This is a genomic window from Craterilacuibacter sinensis (genome assembly GCF_009831765.1).
Classification (GTDB): domain Bacteria; phylum Pseudomonadota; class Gammaproteobacteria; order Burkholderiales; family Chromobacteriaceae; genus Craterilacuibacter; species Craterilacuibacter sinensis.
This window is the reverse complement of the sequence record NZ_WSSB01000006.1, coordinates 162,142-177,916: the sequence shown is the minus strand read 5'-3', so window position 1 is coordinate 177,916 and position 15,775 is coordinate 162,142. Positions and strand designations below refer to the sequence as shown.

14 protein-coding genes are annotated in these 15,775 nt (G+C 60.7%); 12 read left to right on the top strand and 2 right to left on the bottom strand.

Annotation, left to right across the window (positions count from 1 at the left end; all coding sequences use genetic code 11):
* Position 1: 1 nt before the first annotated feature.
* Both GQF02_RS08480 and GQF02_RS08475 read left to right on the top strand, forming a co-directional pair.
* Positions 2–871: a mechanosensitive ion channel family protein gene (locus GQF02_RS08480; RefSeq protein ID WP_124736087.1), complete on the top strand. Its 870-nt coding sequence runs from the start codon at positions 2–4 to the stop codon at positions 869–871.
* A 46-nt stretch (positions 872–917) separates the two neighbouring features.
* Complete coding sequence (locus tag GQF02_RS08475; protein ID WP_160796351.1) at positions 918–1,562, top strand: TetR/AcrR family transcriptional regulator; 645 nt, start codon at positions 918–920, stop codon at positions 1,560–1,562.
* A 96-nt stretch (positions 1,563–1,658) separates the two neighbouring features.
* Here GQF02_RS08475 and ppnP read toward each other — a convergent pair whose 3' ends face one another.
* Positions 1,659–1,973: a pyrimidine/purine nucleoside phosphorylase gene (gene ppnP, locus GQF02_RS08470; RefSeq protein WP_124736089.1), complete on the bottom strand. Its 315-nt coding sequence runs from the start codon at positions 1,971–1,973 to the stop codon at positions 1,659–1,661.
* 230 nt (positions 1,974–2,203) lie between these two features.
* On the opposite strand from ppnP, the gene GQF02_RS08465 reads away from it, so the two are divergent.
* The 8 genes from GQF02_RS08465 to GQF02_RS08430 all read left to right on the top strand — a co-directional run bounded on the left by GQF02_RS08465 (position 2,204) and on the right by GQF02_RS08430 (position 12,016).
* On the top strand, positions 2,204–3,508 hold the full coding sequence (locus GQF02_RS08465; protein WP_124736090.1) for a nucleobase:cation symporter-2 family protein: 1,305 nt from the start codon (positions 2,204–2,206) through the stop codon (positions 3,506–3,508).
* Positions 3,509–3,620: 112 nt separating this feature from the next.
* Positions 3,621–4,274: a thioredoxin domain-containing protein gene (locus GQF02_RS08460; protein ID WP_160796349.1), complete on the top strand. Its 654-nt coding sequence runs from the start codon at positions 3,621–3,623 to the stop codon at positions 4,272–4,274.
* Positions 4,275–4,416: 142 nt separating this feature from the next.
* A complete protein-coding gene (gene trkA / locus GQF02_RS08455) occupies positions 4,417–5,793 on the top strand; it encodes a Trk system potassium transporter TrkA (protein ID WP_160796347.1) in 1,377 nt (458 codons plus the stop codon).
* Positions 5,794–5,828: 35 nt separating this feature from the next.
* Positions 5,829–7,283: a TrkH family potassium uptake protein gene (locus GQF02_RS08450; protein WP_220789396.1), complete on the top strand. Its 1,455-nt coding sequence runs from the start codon at positions 5,829–5,831 to the stop codon at positions 7,281–7,283.
* Between the two features lies 1 nt (position 7,284).
* Positions 7,285–9,120, top strand: a complete 1,836-nt coding sequence (locus GQF02_RS08445; protein ID WP_160796345.1) for a lytic transglycosylase domain-containing protein — start codon at positions 7,285–7,287, stop codon at positions 9,118–9,120.
* Positions 9,121–9,152: 32 nt separating this feature from the next.
* Entirely contained in the window at positions 9,153–10,085 is a 933-nt protein-coding gene (locus GQF02_RS08440; RefSeq protein WP_160796343.1) for a complex I NDUFA9 subunit family protein, read from the top strand.
* Positions 10,082–11,314 carry a multifunctional CCA addition/repair protein gene (locus GQF02_RS08435; RefSeq protein ID WP_160796341.1) on the top strand — a complete coding sequence of 411 codons (1,233 nt, stop codon included), beginning with the start codon at positions 10,082–10,084 and terminating at the stop codon, positions 11,312–11,314. The genes GQF02_RS08440 and GQF02_RS08435 overlap by 4 nt, the downstream gene beginning before the upstream one ends.
* Before the next feature lie 39 nt (positions 11,315–11,353).
* Positions 11,354–12,016, top strand: coding sequence for an MOSC domain-containing protein (locus GQF02_RS08430; protein WP_160796339.1), 663 nt, complete (start codon positions 11,354–11,356; stop codon positions 12,014–12,016).
* 36 nt (positions 12,017–12,052) lie between these two features.
* Here the strand turns inward: GQF02_RS08430 and GQF02_RS08425 are convergent, their stop codons facing one another.
* Positions 12,053–12,901, bottom strand: a complete 849-nt coding sequence (locus tag GQF02_RS08425; protein ID WP_160796337.1) for a MurR/RpiR family transcriptional regulator — start codon at positions 12,899–12,901, stop codon at positions 12,053–12,055.
* A gap of 119 nt (positions 12,902–13,020) precedes the next feature.
* Here GQF02_RS08425 and GQF02_RS08420 point away from each other — a divergent pair, with 119 nt between their 5' ends.
* Both GQF02_RS08420 and GQF02_RS08415 read left to right on the top strand, forming a co-directional pair.
* The gene (locus tag GQF02_RS08420; RefSeq protein WP_160796335.1) at positions 13,021–14,388 is read left to right on the top strand and encodes a glutamine synthetase family protein; all 1,368 of its coding nucleotides are present in this window, start codon (positions 13,021–13,023) and stop codon (positions 14,386–14,388) included.
* The gene (locus GQF02_RS08415) at positions 14,388–15,773 is read left to right on the top strand and encodes an aldehyde dehydrogenase family protein (RefSeq protein WP_160796333.1); all 1,386 of its coding nucleotides are present in this window, start codon (positions 14,388–14,390) and stop codon (positions 15,771–15,773) included. The genes GQF02_RS08420 and GQF02_RS08415 overlap by 1 nt, the downstream gene beginning before the upstream one ends.
* Positions 15,774–15,775: the final 2 nt, after the last annotated feature.

The following is a 15,775-nucleotide window of genomic DNA, read 5'->3' as shown; positions in this document are numbered from 1 at the left end:
CATGAGCGAGCTGATCGACTTCTGGACCCACCTGCGTGCAAGTTACGTCGCCGACATCGTGCGCTCGGGAGTAATGATCACGGTACTGCTGGTGCTGCGCATCAGCATAGGCCGCGCCATCGCCAGCAATACCCACTGGACGCTGGACGACAGGCGGCGCTGGTCCATCACCGTGCGCAATGTGCTGTTTGTCTGTGGCGTCGCCGGCATTGCACTGATCTGGGCATCCGAGCTGCAGACCATAGCGGTCTCGATGCTGGCTTTTGCCGCTGCAGTGATTATTGCCACCAAAGAGTTGATCATGTGCCTGACCGGGGGGCTGCTCAGAAGCGCCTCCGACAGCTACAGCCTGGGCGACCACATCGAGGTCGGCCATATACGCGGGCGTGTGGTCGATGTCGGGCTATTCACCACCACAGTGATGGAAATCGGCCCCACCCACGACAGCCACCAGATGACAGGGCGGGCCTTGTCTTTTCCGCACAGCCTGCTGCTCAACCAGCCGGTGGTGCTGGAAAACTATATGGGCGAGTATGTGGTGCATACGCTGGGCCTGCCCCTGCCCTATACGCTCCCTCCCCAGCAGGGTGAAGCCTTGCTGCTAGGGGCAGCCAACGACGTCTGTGCGCCACATATTCAGGCCGCGCAACTGCATATGGCGCGTATAGAAGCGCGTCACCATCTGGATACGCCATCGGTGGCGCCACGCGTATCGATTCACCCGCTTAGCGATGTCAGTTATCAACTGACGCTACGCATTGCCATACTGGCCAAGGACAGGCAACGGGTAGAACAGGCGATACTCAAGCGCTTTATGTTTGAAGCTTTTCCGGCTGACGCCAATCTGAACAAATCTGCGGCCTCGGTGTAAACTGGCATCCGACTCATCCTTATTAAATGGCTTGATTCTTCAATCTATGAGCAAAACCCGGATCAAAACCTACGACAAAATCGTGATCGAGAGCCTCAAACTCTTCAATGAGCATGGAGAGCGTGCGATCACGACCAATCATATTTCGGCTCACCTGGGCATTAGTCCGGGCAATCTGTACTATCACTTTCGCAATAAGGAAGAGATTGTTTTCCAGATTTTCCGCGAATATGAAGCCTTTATTCGCGACCAGCTGGCACCGAAGACAGAAGGCACCATTACGCCGCAGGCTTTATCCGACCAGCTGGATGCCTTATTCAAGGGCATGTGGAATTACCGCTTTTTGTTTGATGACCTGCCGGGCTTGCTGTCGCGTAATCCGCAATTGCAGGCCGAGTATCACGCCACTATCGGCACCGATTTGCGTCCGATGATGGGCGACATGCTCAAGGGCTTTGCCCGTGCCGGCTTGCTGACCTTTTCTTCCGATGAAGAAATTGAACAGCTGGCGGTCAATATCTGGTTGGTGGTGAAATTCTGGTATGCGTTCGAGCAGTCCGCCGCACCTAAAGTCCCTATCTCGGCAGAAACCGGGCGGCGCGGCGCACGTCAAGTGCTGGCCCTGATGCGCCCTTATGTCACGCCAGACAACAAGGCGGCGTTTACCGAACTTGATGCGCACTACCGCTAAACAATGCGACATCCCGACCCGCAACCTGCGGCGTCAGATACAAAAGGCTCAATACCTATCCTGGTATTGAGCCTTTTTACGACAAGCCCGCTCTAATCAGCCGAAATGGCAAACATAATGAACGGTCTTGAGTACCTCGATCGTAAAGCTGCTATTGGCCGGCACGCTAAAAGATTCACCCCCGGCATAATCCTGCGCGGCAGAGGCGCCAGCCTGCGTCACCCGGCATTCTCCTTCCAGTAATTCCATGACTTCCGCTGCTGCCGTAGTAAACACCAGCTTACCGGGCAGAATCACGCCTACCGATTTTTGCGTGCCATCGGCCAGGGTCACCGTATGACTGACGCACTTGCCGTCAAAATAGACATTGGCCCGCTTGGCCACACTGACATTTTCGAACTGATCAGCCATAAGCACCCCGCACGTAAAGGTAAAACGCCAAGAATAAGGTGATTTTATTTATTTGTCACAATTTTGCTTGCATTTTTATTTAAATGGTTTTGCCCATCATAAGGGCACAACACCAGACTATCTTCATTAAAAGATAAATCATCATTGACAGCGACATAGAATTTGACAATCATGCGCGCACTTGGCGCGCAAGCGCTACCTACAAAGCCCTCACTGCAAGGAAGCAAAGCATGGAAAAGCTGCTGTACCAGGTTGAAGACCGGCCTCCACTGGCAACATCATTATTACTGGCCATACAGCACCTGCTTGCCGCACTCGGTGGGATTATCGCTGTCCCGCTGGTCGTGGGCGGCGTATTGCGACTCCCTCCACAGGAAATGGTCGCACTCGTCAATGCAGCCTTAATGGTTTCCGGTGCCGTCACCATCGTGCAATGCCGCGGCGCAGGACCTATCGGCATCCGCCTGCCCTGTGTCATGGGCACCAGCTTCACTTTTGTTGCCGCCGCCATCGCCATCGGTTTCGAGCATGGTGTAGCCGGCATCATGGGCTCCTCGCTGGCCGCGTCGCTGGTGATGATAGGCGGCAGCTTTTTCATGCCGCAAATCCGCAAGCTGTTCCCGCCGGTGGTCACCGGCACAGTCGTGTCCATGATAGGCCTGTCGCTTATCCCGGTTGCCGTTGACTGGTTTGCCGGCGGCCAGCCCGGCGCGGCTGACTATGCCAATCCCGAGCATCTGGCTATTGCCTTTTTTGTACTGGTACTGGTGATCGGGCTGGTCCAGTTCGGCCGCGGCATCGTCTCGGCCGCAGCCATCGTGATCGGCATGGGGGCCGGCTATCTACTGTGCCTGATGCTGGGGCGCATCGATTTTGCACCGGTGGCACAAGCCAGCGCATTTGCCCTGCCCCAGCCATTGCATTTCGGCATGAGCTTTCCAATCTCCGGCATTATCGGCATGTCTATTGCCTATCTGGTTACCATCGTGGAGTCGACCGGCAACTTTTTGGCGCTGGGTCAGGCAACACAGACCAAGGTCAGCGGCAAGCAGATGTCGGCAGGCATCCTGTGTGACGGCGTAGGCTCGGCCATTGCCGCCATCATGTCGACGACCCCCTTTTCCTCGTTTGCCCAGAATATTGGCGTGGTATCGCTGACCGGCGTCGCCAGCCGTTATGTAGTGGCACTGGCGGGTCTGCTCTTGATGCTGGCAGGCCTGTTTCCGGTGTTTGGCGCCTTGATCGTCACCATTCCGCTGCCGGTGCTCGGCGGTGCCGGCCTGATGATGTTCGCCATGATTATCGTGGCCGGCGTTCAGATGCTGGGCCAGGTCGAGAGCAGCCGACGCAATGGCGTGATTATTGCCGTCGCCATCGGCTGCGGCATGGCAGTAACCGTACGCCCGGAAGTACTGGGCAAGTTGCCGGGCTTTGTACGCGAAATTTTCGGCTCCGGCATCACGGTAAGCGCCCTGATTGCACTTAGCCTTAACCTGCTGCTGCCGGGTCGCACGCAGGTAGATCTCGAAGACTAAACCGCAATAAAACCGCATTAAGGGAGCGCATGTCGCTCCCTTTCGCTTTAATACCATCAGGTGCATGCCGCAACAATGTACCGATTAAAGCCTCCCCCAAAGGATAGCGATCATGAAACGCCGGACCTTACTGGCCGGTTTAAGCCTGATGCCCCTGCTGGCTAACAGCAAAAACCTGCCCGATCTGGAAAAAATCGCCGAGCACAACCGTGCACGGCAACAGCAGATGCTAAAAGCGCTGGCGGCACAGAAGCCTGGCCGCATCTATGCCAACCCTGCCGACCCGTTTTTAGGCGACCCAGCGGCCAGCCAGGTTGTCATCTACTTTACCGATTTCAACTGCCCGTATTGCCGGCGCATGGATGTAGTCATCGAACGCGTCGCCAGCGAGTTGCCCGACGTGAAATTTGTGTTCAAGCTGCTCCCCCTGTTTGATGCCAGTTCGGAGCCGGCCACCCTGTATGCGCTGAATGTCTGGCAAAAACAGCGCGCCCGCTACTGGGCGGTGCATCAAAGCCTGATGCAGGGCACACTCCCGCTGGACCAGCATGCCATCCAGCAAACCGCCAGGGAAACCGGCACACAGGCGTGGCTAAACCCGGGCAAGGCTGTGCGTCTTGCGCTGGAGGACAATCAGGCGCTGACCGATGAACTCAAGGTCTTCACCACACCAACGCTACTACTGGGAGACAGGCTCATCAGTGGCACAACCGACTCGGCCACCCTCAAGCGTACCGTGCGCGGGGTGCGCAACAGCGCGCGTTGATGCACCCTATGCCGCCAAGTCTTTGCCTCACTTGGCAAAATTGGCGAGCATGCACTATTAAAACGAAAACCACAGTCGTGCACCCTGCCCGCTAAACCGTTAGAATCTGACCAAAATACTTAATCCAGACGGCTTCAATATTGTGAAAATTCTGATTTTGGGGGGCGGCCAGGTTGGTGCCCGCGTAGCAGAGAACCTGGTTTCCGAAGAGAACGACATCACCATCGTCGACTTGGACAGCAAACTGCTCAAGCAGCTGCAGGACAGGCTGGATATTCAGACCATCTGCGGCAATGCCGCCCAGCCCTCGGTACTGGCCGGTGCCGGTGCGGCCGACACCGATATGTTGCTTGCGCTAACGCGTAACGACGAAACCAATCTGGTTGCCTGCAAGCTGGCGCGCGAGCTCTACAACGTACCCACCCGCATTGCGCGCGTACGCGCCAGTGACTATGTCGAATTCGGCGCCAAGAACACGCTGGATTTATTCGGCGTTGACCAGCCCATCTGCCCGGAACAGATCGTCACCGAAAACCTGTACCAGCTATTTCAATACCCGGGGGCCTTACAGGTGCTGGATTTTGCCGGCGGCCGCGTACAGCTGGTTGCGGTCACGGCCATGGAAGGCGGCCTGCTTTTAGGGCGCGAATTGCGCCATGTGCGTCAGGATCTGCCGGACACCGACTGCCGTTTTTGCGCCATCTATCGCAATAACCGGCTGATCATCCCCAAGGGCGACACCATTTTGCAAAGCAACGACGAGGTGTTTTTCCTGGCCGAGCGTGCTGCTGTGCCACAGATGCTGGCCGAGCTACGCAACAGCAGCCAGCCCATACGCCGCGTACTGATTGCCGGCGGCGGCAATATCGGCCACCGTCTGGCGCGCCAGCTGGAAAATGCGGGGTACGAGGTCAAGATTATTGAAATTCTGCGCGAGCGCTGCGAATGGCTGGGTGACAATCTGGATCACACTCTGGTACTGCATGGCGAAGCCACCGATGAAGCCCTGCTCGAAGCAGAAAACATCGACGAGATGGATGTATTTTGCGCATTGACCAACGACGACGAAGACAATGTGATGTCCACGCTGCTGGCCAAGCGCATGGGTGCCAAGCGGGTGATTGCGCTGGTCAACCGCGCCAGTTACGTCGACCTGCTCGAAGGCCACAGCATCGATATCGTGATTTCGCCGCACCAGTCTACTATCGGCTCCATCCTCGCCCATTTGCGCCGTGGCGATGTCGAGGCGGTACATGCGCTGCGCGGCGGGCGCACCGAGGCGATGGAAGTCATCGTCAGGGGTGACCGCAAGACTTCGCGTCTGGTCGGCCTGCGCATAGACGAAGTGGAAATGCCGCACGGCTGCTATATCAGCGCCATTGTGCGGCACCGCGAAGTGCGCATGGCACACCACGATGAAGTGATAAACAGTGAAGACCACCTGATCATCTTCGTTGCCCACCGCCGTCTGGTGCGCGAAGTGGAGCAGCTCATCCAGGTCAAGATGGGTTTCTTTTGATGTCGACCTTGCCGTTAGCCGCCAGAGGCGGTGCACTGGGCAAGCTGTTGCCTATCGCTCATGTCTTTTCCAAGCTGATCATGCTGTTTTCCTGCATGTTCATTGTGCCGGCCGGTGTCGGCGTCATCTACAAAGACCACACGCTGGAAGCGTTTTTGCTGTCCGGTGTGGTCGGACTGGCCGTCGGCCTGTTTGCCTGGGCCGCCACCCGCCGTTTCGAACACGAACTCAAGCCGCGTGACGGCTTTATCCTGGTGGTAGCCCTGTGGGTGGGCTTCGCCGCCACCGCCGCCATCCCGTTCATGCTGTTCGACAGTTCGCTAAGCTTCACCGACGCCTTTTTCGAAGCCATGTCGGCGCTGACTACCAATGGCGCGACCGTATTGTTCTCGCTGGATGTCTTGCCACCTGCGATCAATTTCTGGCGCCACTTCATGCAGTGGATGGGCGGCATGGGCATTATCGTGCTGGCTGTCGCCATTTTGCCGCTACTGGGCGTGGGCGGCATGCAGGTATACAAGGCGGAAACACCGGGGCCGATGAAGGATGCCAAGCTGGCACCACGCATCACCCAGGCGGCCAAGAGCCTGTGGACCATGTACTGCATCCTGACCGTGCTGTGCATGGGCATGCTGTATATGGCCGGCATGAGCGTATTCGACGCTGTCTGCCACGGCCTGTCCACCGTTGCGTTGGGCGGCTTTTCCACCCGCGACACCAGTGTAGGCCATTACGATTCGCTGCCAATCGAACTGGTGATTGCCGGTTTCACCTTGCTATCGGCCACCAATTACGCCACTCACTTTCTGGCGTGGAAAAAACGTTCGGCCGCCCCCTATCGGATTGATACCGAATTTATCAGCATGATGCTGGTGATCCTGTCCAGCATTCTGATGCTGGCCGTCTATTTGTGGTGGCAAGGGGTTTACGGACTGGGCGAGTCCTTGCGCCATGTCAGCTTCAACCTGATCTCGATAGCCACCGCCTCGGGTTTTGCCAGCACCGATTACGGCCAGTGGCCGCTCTTTGTTCCGGTATGGATGCTGTTCCTGTCCTGTTTTACCGCCTGTTCAGGCTCGGTAGGTGGCGGCATCAAAATGATACGCAGCCTGATCCTGTTCCGTCAGGCCCAGCGCGAAATGACCCAGTTGCTGCATCCGCAGGCCATTATTCCGCTCAAGGTCAATGGCCGTACCATGAGCGACAGCGTCGCCTTTTCGGTGCTGGGCTTTATCTTCGTATACATTTTGAGTGTGGTGGTGCTGACTTTTGTGCTGTTAGGCAGTGGCCTGGACTTCCAGACCGCCGCTTCCGCCATTGTGTCCTGCATCAATAATGCAGGCCCGGGACTGGGAGAAGTTGGCCCGGCCGCCAATTATGCCGGGCTGAATGATTTCCAGACCTGGGTATGCAGCGTAGCCATGCTGCTGGGCCGGCTGGAAATTTTCACCATCCTCATCCTCTTTACGCCCGCCTTCTGGCGCAAGTGACATGAAAAAAATTTCCCTGCTGCTGTTAAGCCTGTTTGCCCTGCCCGCTAGCGTGTACGCCGACAGCAACGATGATCTGGCTGCGGCCCGCGACGCCTGGCGTGCCGGCGATATCGCCCAATTGCAAACGCTGGCCGCCAGTAGCGCACGCACACCGCTTGGCATGTATCCGCGCTACTGGCTGGCGCTTAAAAGCCTGGAAAACGGCGACGAGGCGCCGGCCCGCGCCTTTCTGGCGCAAGAGGCCCCCTCTACGCTGACCGAGCGTCTGGCCAATGAATGGCTCAAGCGTCTGGGCAAGGGCAATAACTGGGACGGTTTTCGCCGCGAACTGGTACGCGCACCGGAAGACGCACGCGATCAGGAAACCCAATGCTATGCTGCCCTGTCCGAGCTTAAGGCCGGGCGCATTAGCGCACCCGATGCCGACTTGCTGGACAAGCTGACACTCCCGGAAGGCTGCAACAGTCTGCTGAATGAAAGCGCGACGCTGGGCACGCTCAGCCAGGATGAGGTGCGTTCACGCGTACGCACCCTGGTTGCCAATAATTACGTCACCGTCGCGCGTGCGCTGGCCACATCGGCCGGCTTGTCGGACGAATTTTTCACCCCAGGCAGCAATGAAGCCGCCGTTATCGCCATCGTGCGCCGCGGCAAGAGTGATTTGTCCGGTGCCGCCGCCGATCTTGCGCGCATCGAGCCTACGCTTACGCGCGAGCAGGTCGGCTTTGGCTGGGGGGAACTGGCCACACGCGCCGCGCGACGCCAGGACATGACGCAGGCGCTGGACTGGTACGCCAAATCCGCCCCCGGGGAACTCACGCCCGAGCAATGGGAATGGTGGGCACGCGCGGCACTGCGCGAGCAAAACTGGAACACATTAAGCAGCGTGATCGGCAAGATGCCGGCCAAGCTGGCCGCACGTCAGGCTTGGCGCTACTGGCTGTCGCAAGCCGAACTGATGCAGGGCAAGCGTAGCGAAGCCAATGCGCGCCTGGTGCGGCTAAGCCAGGAACACAGTTATTACGGCATTCTTGCGCGCGAAGCGCTGGGTAACAGCCTGTCCGAACCCGCGCGCCAAATTGAAGCCAGCGACAAGGACATGCGCGCCATTTCCAAAGAGCCGGCCATTGCCCGCGCCATCGAACTGTTTGCGCTGTCGGATACACTCAAGCGCCCGGAGTTTCACGAAGAAGCACGGCGCGAGTGGCGCTGGGCCATGCGCGGCAAGACCGACCCCGAGCTGATTGCCGCCGCCGAACTGGCCAAAGACAAGGGCTTTTACGATATGGCCATCTACAGCGCCGAGCGCACGCGCGACGCGCATAATTTCGGCCTGCGCTTTCTCGCGCCCTACCGCAGCACCACCGAGCGCTACGCCAGGCAACTGGATGTGGATCCGGCATGGATTTACGGCCTGATGCGCCAGGAAAGCCGCTTTACCGTGGTAGCGCGCTCGGGCGTAGGCGCCTCAGGCCTGATGCAGCTGATGCCGGCCACCGCGCGCTGGGTAGCAAACAAGGTTGGCCTGCCCGGCTTCGATGTCAACGATGTGGACACCAATATCCAGCTGGGCACCTGGTATCTGCGTCATGTACTGGATACCACCGGCCACCCGGTGCTGGCGACCGCCGGCTACAATGCAGGCCCCGGGCGTGCACGCGCATGGCGCGCCAGCACGCCGCTGGATGGCACCATCTACACCGAAACCATCCCGTTTACCGAAACGCGCGACTATGTACAAAAGGTGATGGCCAACGCCACCTACTACGCCGCCAGCTTCGGCAAGGGTGAGACCTCGCTCAAGGCGAGAATGGGCACCATAGCGGCCAAATAAACCGGGCCGCTCTTCAATCGGGAGAGCGCACTATGCAACGCATTGTATTGATAGGTGGCAGCGGATTTGTCGGCCGGCATATCGCCGAAATGCTGAGCCGGCACGGCATGCAGCTGACCATTGCCAGCCGCCGCCCGGAACGCATCAAGGCCCTGTCCACCCTGCCCGGCGTCACGCTGGCCGCCTGTGACGTACACGACAGCGCGGCGCTGACGCAGCTGATGGCCGGGCACGATGCGGTAATCAGTATGGTGGGCATCCTGCATGGCTCGCACCGCGCTTTTGAAGTCGCCCATGTCGAACTGGTGGAAAAAATCGTCCATGCCATGAAGCAAACCGGCATCCGGCGCCTGATCCATATCAGCGCACTGGGGGCGGATGCGCACGGGCCGTCGGACTACCAGCAAACCAAGGCGCGTGGCGAACGGGTCATCACGCAAAGCCATCTGGCGTGGACAATCCTGCGTCCTTCGGTAGTGTTCGCCCACGACGATGCCTTTCTCAATATGTTTGCCCGCCTGCTCGCTGTTTTGCCGGTGCTGCCGTTAGCCGGTGCCGACACTTATTTCGCCCCGGTATGGGCCGATGATGTGGCACGCGCCGTCGCGGCCTGTCTGGACAGGCCAGCCAGCATAGGCCAGACATTGGAGCTGACAGGGCCGCACCGCTACCGTTTGCGCGAGCTGGTGGCTTATGTAGGCGAGCTCACCGGCCACCCGCGCACCCTGATAGGCCTGCCGGACAGCCTGGCCATGCTGCAAGCCGGCGTAATGGAATGCTTGCCCGGCCCCGCCCTGATCAGCCGCGACAATGTAAAATCGCTGCGTGTCGACAATGTCAGCCTGGAGCCCTTCCCGAGCGCGCTGCTGGGTTTCTGCCCGAGCGCACTGGAAGCGGTCGCACAGCAATGGCTGGGCGAAGACGAACGCAATACGCGCCTGGCGCGCTGGAGAGAACGGGAATGAAGCTGTATGTCGTAGGCGGCGCGGTACGCGACCGCTTATTGGGCCGCGCGGTGGTAGACCGCGACTGGGTGGTAGTCGGCAGTAGTGCTGCTGAGATGCTGGCACAAGGCTTCCGTCCGGTCGGACGCGATTTTCCGGTATTCCTGCATCCGGCTACGCACGAGGAATATGCACTGGCGCGCACCGAACGCAAAACGGGCGCCGGTTATCACGGCTTTGTGTTTCACGCCGCACCAGATGTCACACTGGAACAGGATCTGGCACGGCGCGACCTGACCATCAACGCCATCGCCGAAGACGAAGACGGCCGTCTGACCGACCCCTATGGCGGACAGGCCGACCTTGCCGCCGGCGTATTGCGCCATGTCAGCGCCGCCTTTGCCGAAGACCCGGTACGCATCCTGCGTCTGGCACGTTTTGCCGCCCGCTTCGGCTTTGCCGTTGCGCCCGAGACCCTGGGCCTGATGCGCCAGATGGTGGACAACGGCGAAGTGGATGCACTGGTACCGGAGCGGGTGTGGCAGGAAGTCGCGCGCGGCCTGATGGAAGATGCCCCCTCGCGCATGTTCAAGGTCCTGCGCGAGTGCGGCGCGCTGGCGCGCGTTCTGCCCGAAGTGGATGCGCTGTTCGGTGTGCCGCAACGCGCCGACTATCACCCTGAAATCGATACCGGCGACCATGTAATGCGCGTCATCGATACCGCCGCGCAAAGTGGCGCACCGCTGGCCGTACGTTTCGCCTGCCTGACCCATGACTTAGGCAAGGCGCTGACCCCGGCCGATATTCTGCCGCGCCATATCGGCCACGAGGCGCGCGGCGAAAAGCCGCTGCTTGCGCTGTGCGAACGCCTGCGCGTGCCGGCCGAATGCCGGGATCTGGCGCGCATCACCGTGCTTTACCACACCAAAGTACATATCGCGCCCGAAATGCGCGCCGACACTGTGCTGCGTCTGTTCCGTGATTGCGATGCGCTGCGCCGCCCCGAGCGTTTTCACGAGATGTTGTCGGCCTGCGTTGCCGATGCGCGTGGCCGTCTGGGTTTCGAACACAGCAGCTATCCGCAGGCAGCCTACCTGACGGCACTACTGGATGCCGCCCGTCTTGTCGACGCCGGCACCATCGCCCGCCAATGCGAGCACAAGCACGATATTGCCCATGCCGTCGATGCCGCCCGCGTCCACGCCATAAACCACACCATAAACCTAAACAACCCCGGCAACCGCGCCTGACAGCCGTCAGCGGTCACGGGCCACACCGGAGAATCCCGCATGCACTCGCCGCTGAACGGCCTTTTTATCGGACAAGCCAGAACACTGCCACCTGACGGCCAGAGCAGCGGCATTTTCAAGCAGCGGGTGGATGAAGCCTGGCTGGGGGTGGAAGGCTTTACCGGTGATGAGCAGGCCGACCGGCGCTTTCACGGCGGGCGCGAGAAAGCCGTCCACCTTTACCCCGCCGAGCACTACGACGCACTGGCACAGGCCTTCCCCGCTGCGGCCGCGGTGCTGGCACCGGGCTGTCTGGGTGAAAACCTGTCGGCCTACAAAATGGACGAGCATAGCGTCCATATCGGCGACGTGTTCGAACTGGGCAAGGCACGGATTCAGCTTTGCAGCCCGCGCAGCCCGTGCTGGAAGATCAACCATCGCCTTGATGTGACCGGTGCCTCGCAGTGGATCAGCGATCAGGCCAGAACCGGCTGGTACGCTCGCGTGCTCAGCGAAGGAACAGTCCGTGCCGGTGACAGCCTGACACTGGTCGAGCGCATCTCGGACATCCCGCTGCATGCCTTCTGGCGTCTGGCCACCTGCCACCGCCCACCGGTGGCCGAATTGCGCACTGCCGCCAATGCGCCAGGCCTGGACCCTGCCTGGCAGCAAAAGCTGAGCGCACGCTGCGACTGGCTGGCAAAACTCGCCTTACAGGCGTGAGTGGCAATCAGCAAAACGCTGGCTCGGGCATGGCGCCTAGCCAGCCGTACGCCAGCCCTCCAGCGCGGCCAGCCGGGCAAGGCAGGCCGGTGTCTGTCTTTGCATGATGGCTGCGATCAGCGCATCCAGCAGCAAAAACAGCGACAGGTTGCTGTCCCAGCCGGAGGCGCCACCGGCTACGCCGACCAGCGTGACCCGTGCCAGTTGCGAGATTGGCGACAGCCACTGGTCGGTCAGCAGGATCAGATCCAGCTTGTGGCTGGCAGCACGCTGCGCCAGCGCCATCAGCTCGCTGTTGTAGCGGCGGATGTCCAGCAGCAGCAGAACATCATGCCGCCCCATGTCCACCAGCGCATCAGCCCAGCTGTCGGTGCCGCCGTCCAGCAAACACACTCCCGGGCGCATCGCCTTCAGGTGCTGAGCCAGATACGCCGCCAGCGGCGCGCTCAGACGCCCGCCTGCCAGCGCAACACGCCGCCCAGGATCAGACAGCATGGCCACACAGGCCTCCAGATCGGCCACCGGCAACTGTCTGGCGGTCTGCTCCAGCTGCAATTGCGCCGATAGCAGGAAGCTGCCGAGAAAATCCGGCGGCGTTTTTCCGGGCTGCACCGGCTTTTGCCGCGCCAGCGGCGACTGCAGACGCTGCCCCAACTCCTCGCGCAAGGCCGCCTGAAAGCCCGCGTAGCTGTCAAAACCCAGCTTGGCAACCAGACGCAGCACGGTCGGTCCGCTGACGCCCGCTTCGCTGGCCAGTTGCGCGATGGTCTTCAGTCCATCCATCGGCGAATCTCCCAGCAGCCGGCGCGCGACCTTGCGTTCGGTCGGCGTCAGACTGTCAAAACCGGCATTCAGCCGTTCGAGTACTGTCTGCACACTGTCCATGCCGCCCTCCTGCCTGTCCGCCTGTTTTTTTTATTACAGATTTCTCTTGAAACTGCAGAAATTAATTTCTACGACTAATCCCATCAGGGTAGATAAACCCTTGCCTCAGGATGACAGTCATGGACAGCACGCATAGCGGCAGTATCGAAGCACTCAAGGCACTGATCGAGGTGCGCGGCTTGAAGCAGATCAAGGTCGGCTTGTTCGACATCGATGGCGCCATGGTCGGCAAATACATGGCGCGCGACAAATTCCTGGCTGCGCTGGATGGCGGTTTCGGTTTCTGTGATGTGGTATTCGGCTGGGACCTCGCCGACAAACTGTACGACAACACCCGCCTCACCGGCTGGGGCAAGGGCTACGGTGATGCCGACATCCGCCTGCTGCCCGCGTCGTGGCGCGAAATGCCGCTGGAAGACAATATGATTCTGGTGCAGGGCGAGGTCAGCGGCCGCCTCGAATGCCTGTGCCCGCGCGGCGTGCTGCGCCGCCTGCTGCAGCGGGTGGCGGCACTGGGCTTTTCGGTCAAGGCCGGTTTCGAGTACGAATTCCTCGTCGCCGATGAAGACCACGCCGCACTGCAGGCCAAACGCTACCGCGACCCCAGACCCCTGGGCAGCGGTGCTGCCGGATATTCGGTGCTGCGCAACTCGGTCAATACCGAGTTTTACCGCGGCCTGCTCACGCTGTGCGACGAGATGAACATGCCGATCGAAGGCCTGCACGAGGAAACCGGCCCCGGTGCACTCGAGGCGGCACTGTGCTGCAGCGAGGCGCTCGCGGCAGCCGACAATGCTGCCCTGTTCAAGACCTTTGCCAAGGTGATGGCACAGAAACAGGGGCGCATGGTGTCGTTCATGGCCAAGTGGAACGAAAACCACGCAGGCCAGGGCGGGCATATCCATATTTCGCTGCTGCACAAAGATGGCAGCAATGCTTTCTTCGATCCGGCACTGCCGCATGGCATCAGCCAGCTGCAACGCCATTTCATCGGCGGCCTGCAGCGCCATATGCGCGACATCACCGCCACCGCCGCCCCCACCATCAACAGCTTCCGCCGTCTGGTGCCCGGTTACTGGGCGCCCACCCAGGCGCTGTGGGGCGTGGACAACCGCACTGTTGCCCTGCGCGCCATTCCCGGCTCAGCCAAGAGCCAGCGCGTCGAATACCGCCTGCCCGGTGCCGATGCCAACCCCTACCTCGCGCTGGCCGGGGCCCTGGCCGCCGGTTTTGCCGGCATCGCCGCCCAGACCGAGCCGGAGGCACCGATCAGCGCCAACGGCTACCAGTTCGAGGCGCCGGCCCACCTGCAGCTGCCGCATACCTTGCGCGATGCGGCACAGGCCCTGCGCGCATCCGCCGTCGCCCGTGACTGGCTGGGTGACGATTTTGTCGAGCACTATGCCGCCACCCGCGAGTGGGAAGAGCGCGAGTTCCAGCGCTACGTGACCGACTGGGAATTGCAACGCTATTTCGAGGCCATCTGATGAAAACGCATTTTGATGTTATCTCGCCAATAGACGGCAAGGTGCTGCTGACGCGAGACTACGCCAGCGCGGCACAGATCAGGCAGGCGCTGGTGTCAGCCCGTGCCGCCCGCCGTGCATGGGCCTGTTTGCCACTGGAGGAAAGGCTGGCGCTGCTAGGGCGCGCCGTGGATGCGCTGGTGGCGGACAAGGCGCGCATTGCCGACTCCATCACCCGCCAGATCGGACGCCCGATCGCGCACTCGCCCTTCGAGGTGCGCGGTCTGGCCGAGCGCGCCCGCCATATGCTGGCCATCGCCCGCGAGGCGCTGGCCGACATTCGTCCCGAGCCGGTGTCCGGCCTGATCCATTTCATGCGGCGCGAGGCGCTGGGTACCGTGCTGATACTGGCACCGTGGAATTACCCGTTTCTGACTGCGCTCAACAGCCTGATTCCGGCGCTGGCCGCCGGCAACACGGTGCTGCTCAAGCACTCCAGCCAGACGCCGCTGGCGGCCGAAATTCTGGCCGATGCCTTTGCCGCGGCCGGCCTGCCCGAGGGGGCATTCCAGTATCTGCATCTGGACCATGCGTCCACTCTGGCGCTCGTGGCCGATGCGGGGGTGGATTTTGTCGCTTTTACCGGCTCGGTCGAGGGTGGCCGCGCCATCGAGCGCGCTGCCGCCGGACGCTTTATCGGCACAGGGCTGGAGCTGGGCGGCAAGGATGCAGCCTATGTGCGTGCCGATGCCGATCTGGATGCTGCAGTGGAGAATCTGGTCGACGGCGCCTTTTTTAATGCCGGCCAGTCGTGTTGCGGCATCGAGCGCATTTATGTAGAAGCCGCACTCTACCCGCGTTTTGTCGACGGCTTTGTCGCGCAGTCCCTGCAATACCGGCTGGGAAACCCCCTGGAGACGGAGACCACGCTGGGCCCGATGGTGCGCGCATCAGCGGCAGAATTCGTGCGCGAGCAGATACGCGAAGCTGTCGCGCAAGGCGCGCGCGCGCTAATAGACCCTGCTCTTTTTTCTGCCGATGCACCCGGCAGCGCCTATCTCGCGCCACAGGTTTTGGTCGATGTGAACCACAGCATGCGGGTGATGCATGAAGAGAGCTTCGGCCCGGTGGTCGGCATCATGCCGGTGGCGGATGACGCCGAAGCGCTACAACTGATGAACGACAGCCGCTACGGCCTGACTGCCTCGCTGTGGACCCGCGACGAGGACGCGGCCATCCGTCTGGGCACGCAACTGGAAACCGGCACCGTGTTCATGAACCGCTGCGACTATCTGGACCCGGCACTGGCGTGGACCGGGGTCAAGGACAGCGGGCGCGGCATCTCGCTGTCCTGCTTAGGCTACGCGCAGCTGACCCGCATTAAATCCTTCCATCTGAAAGGCTGACG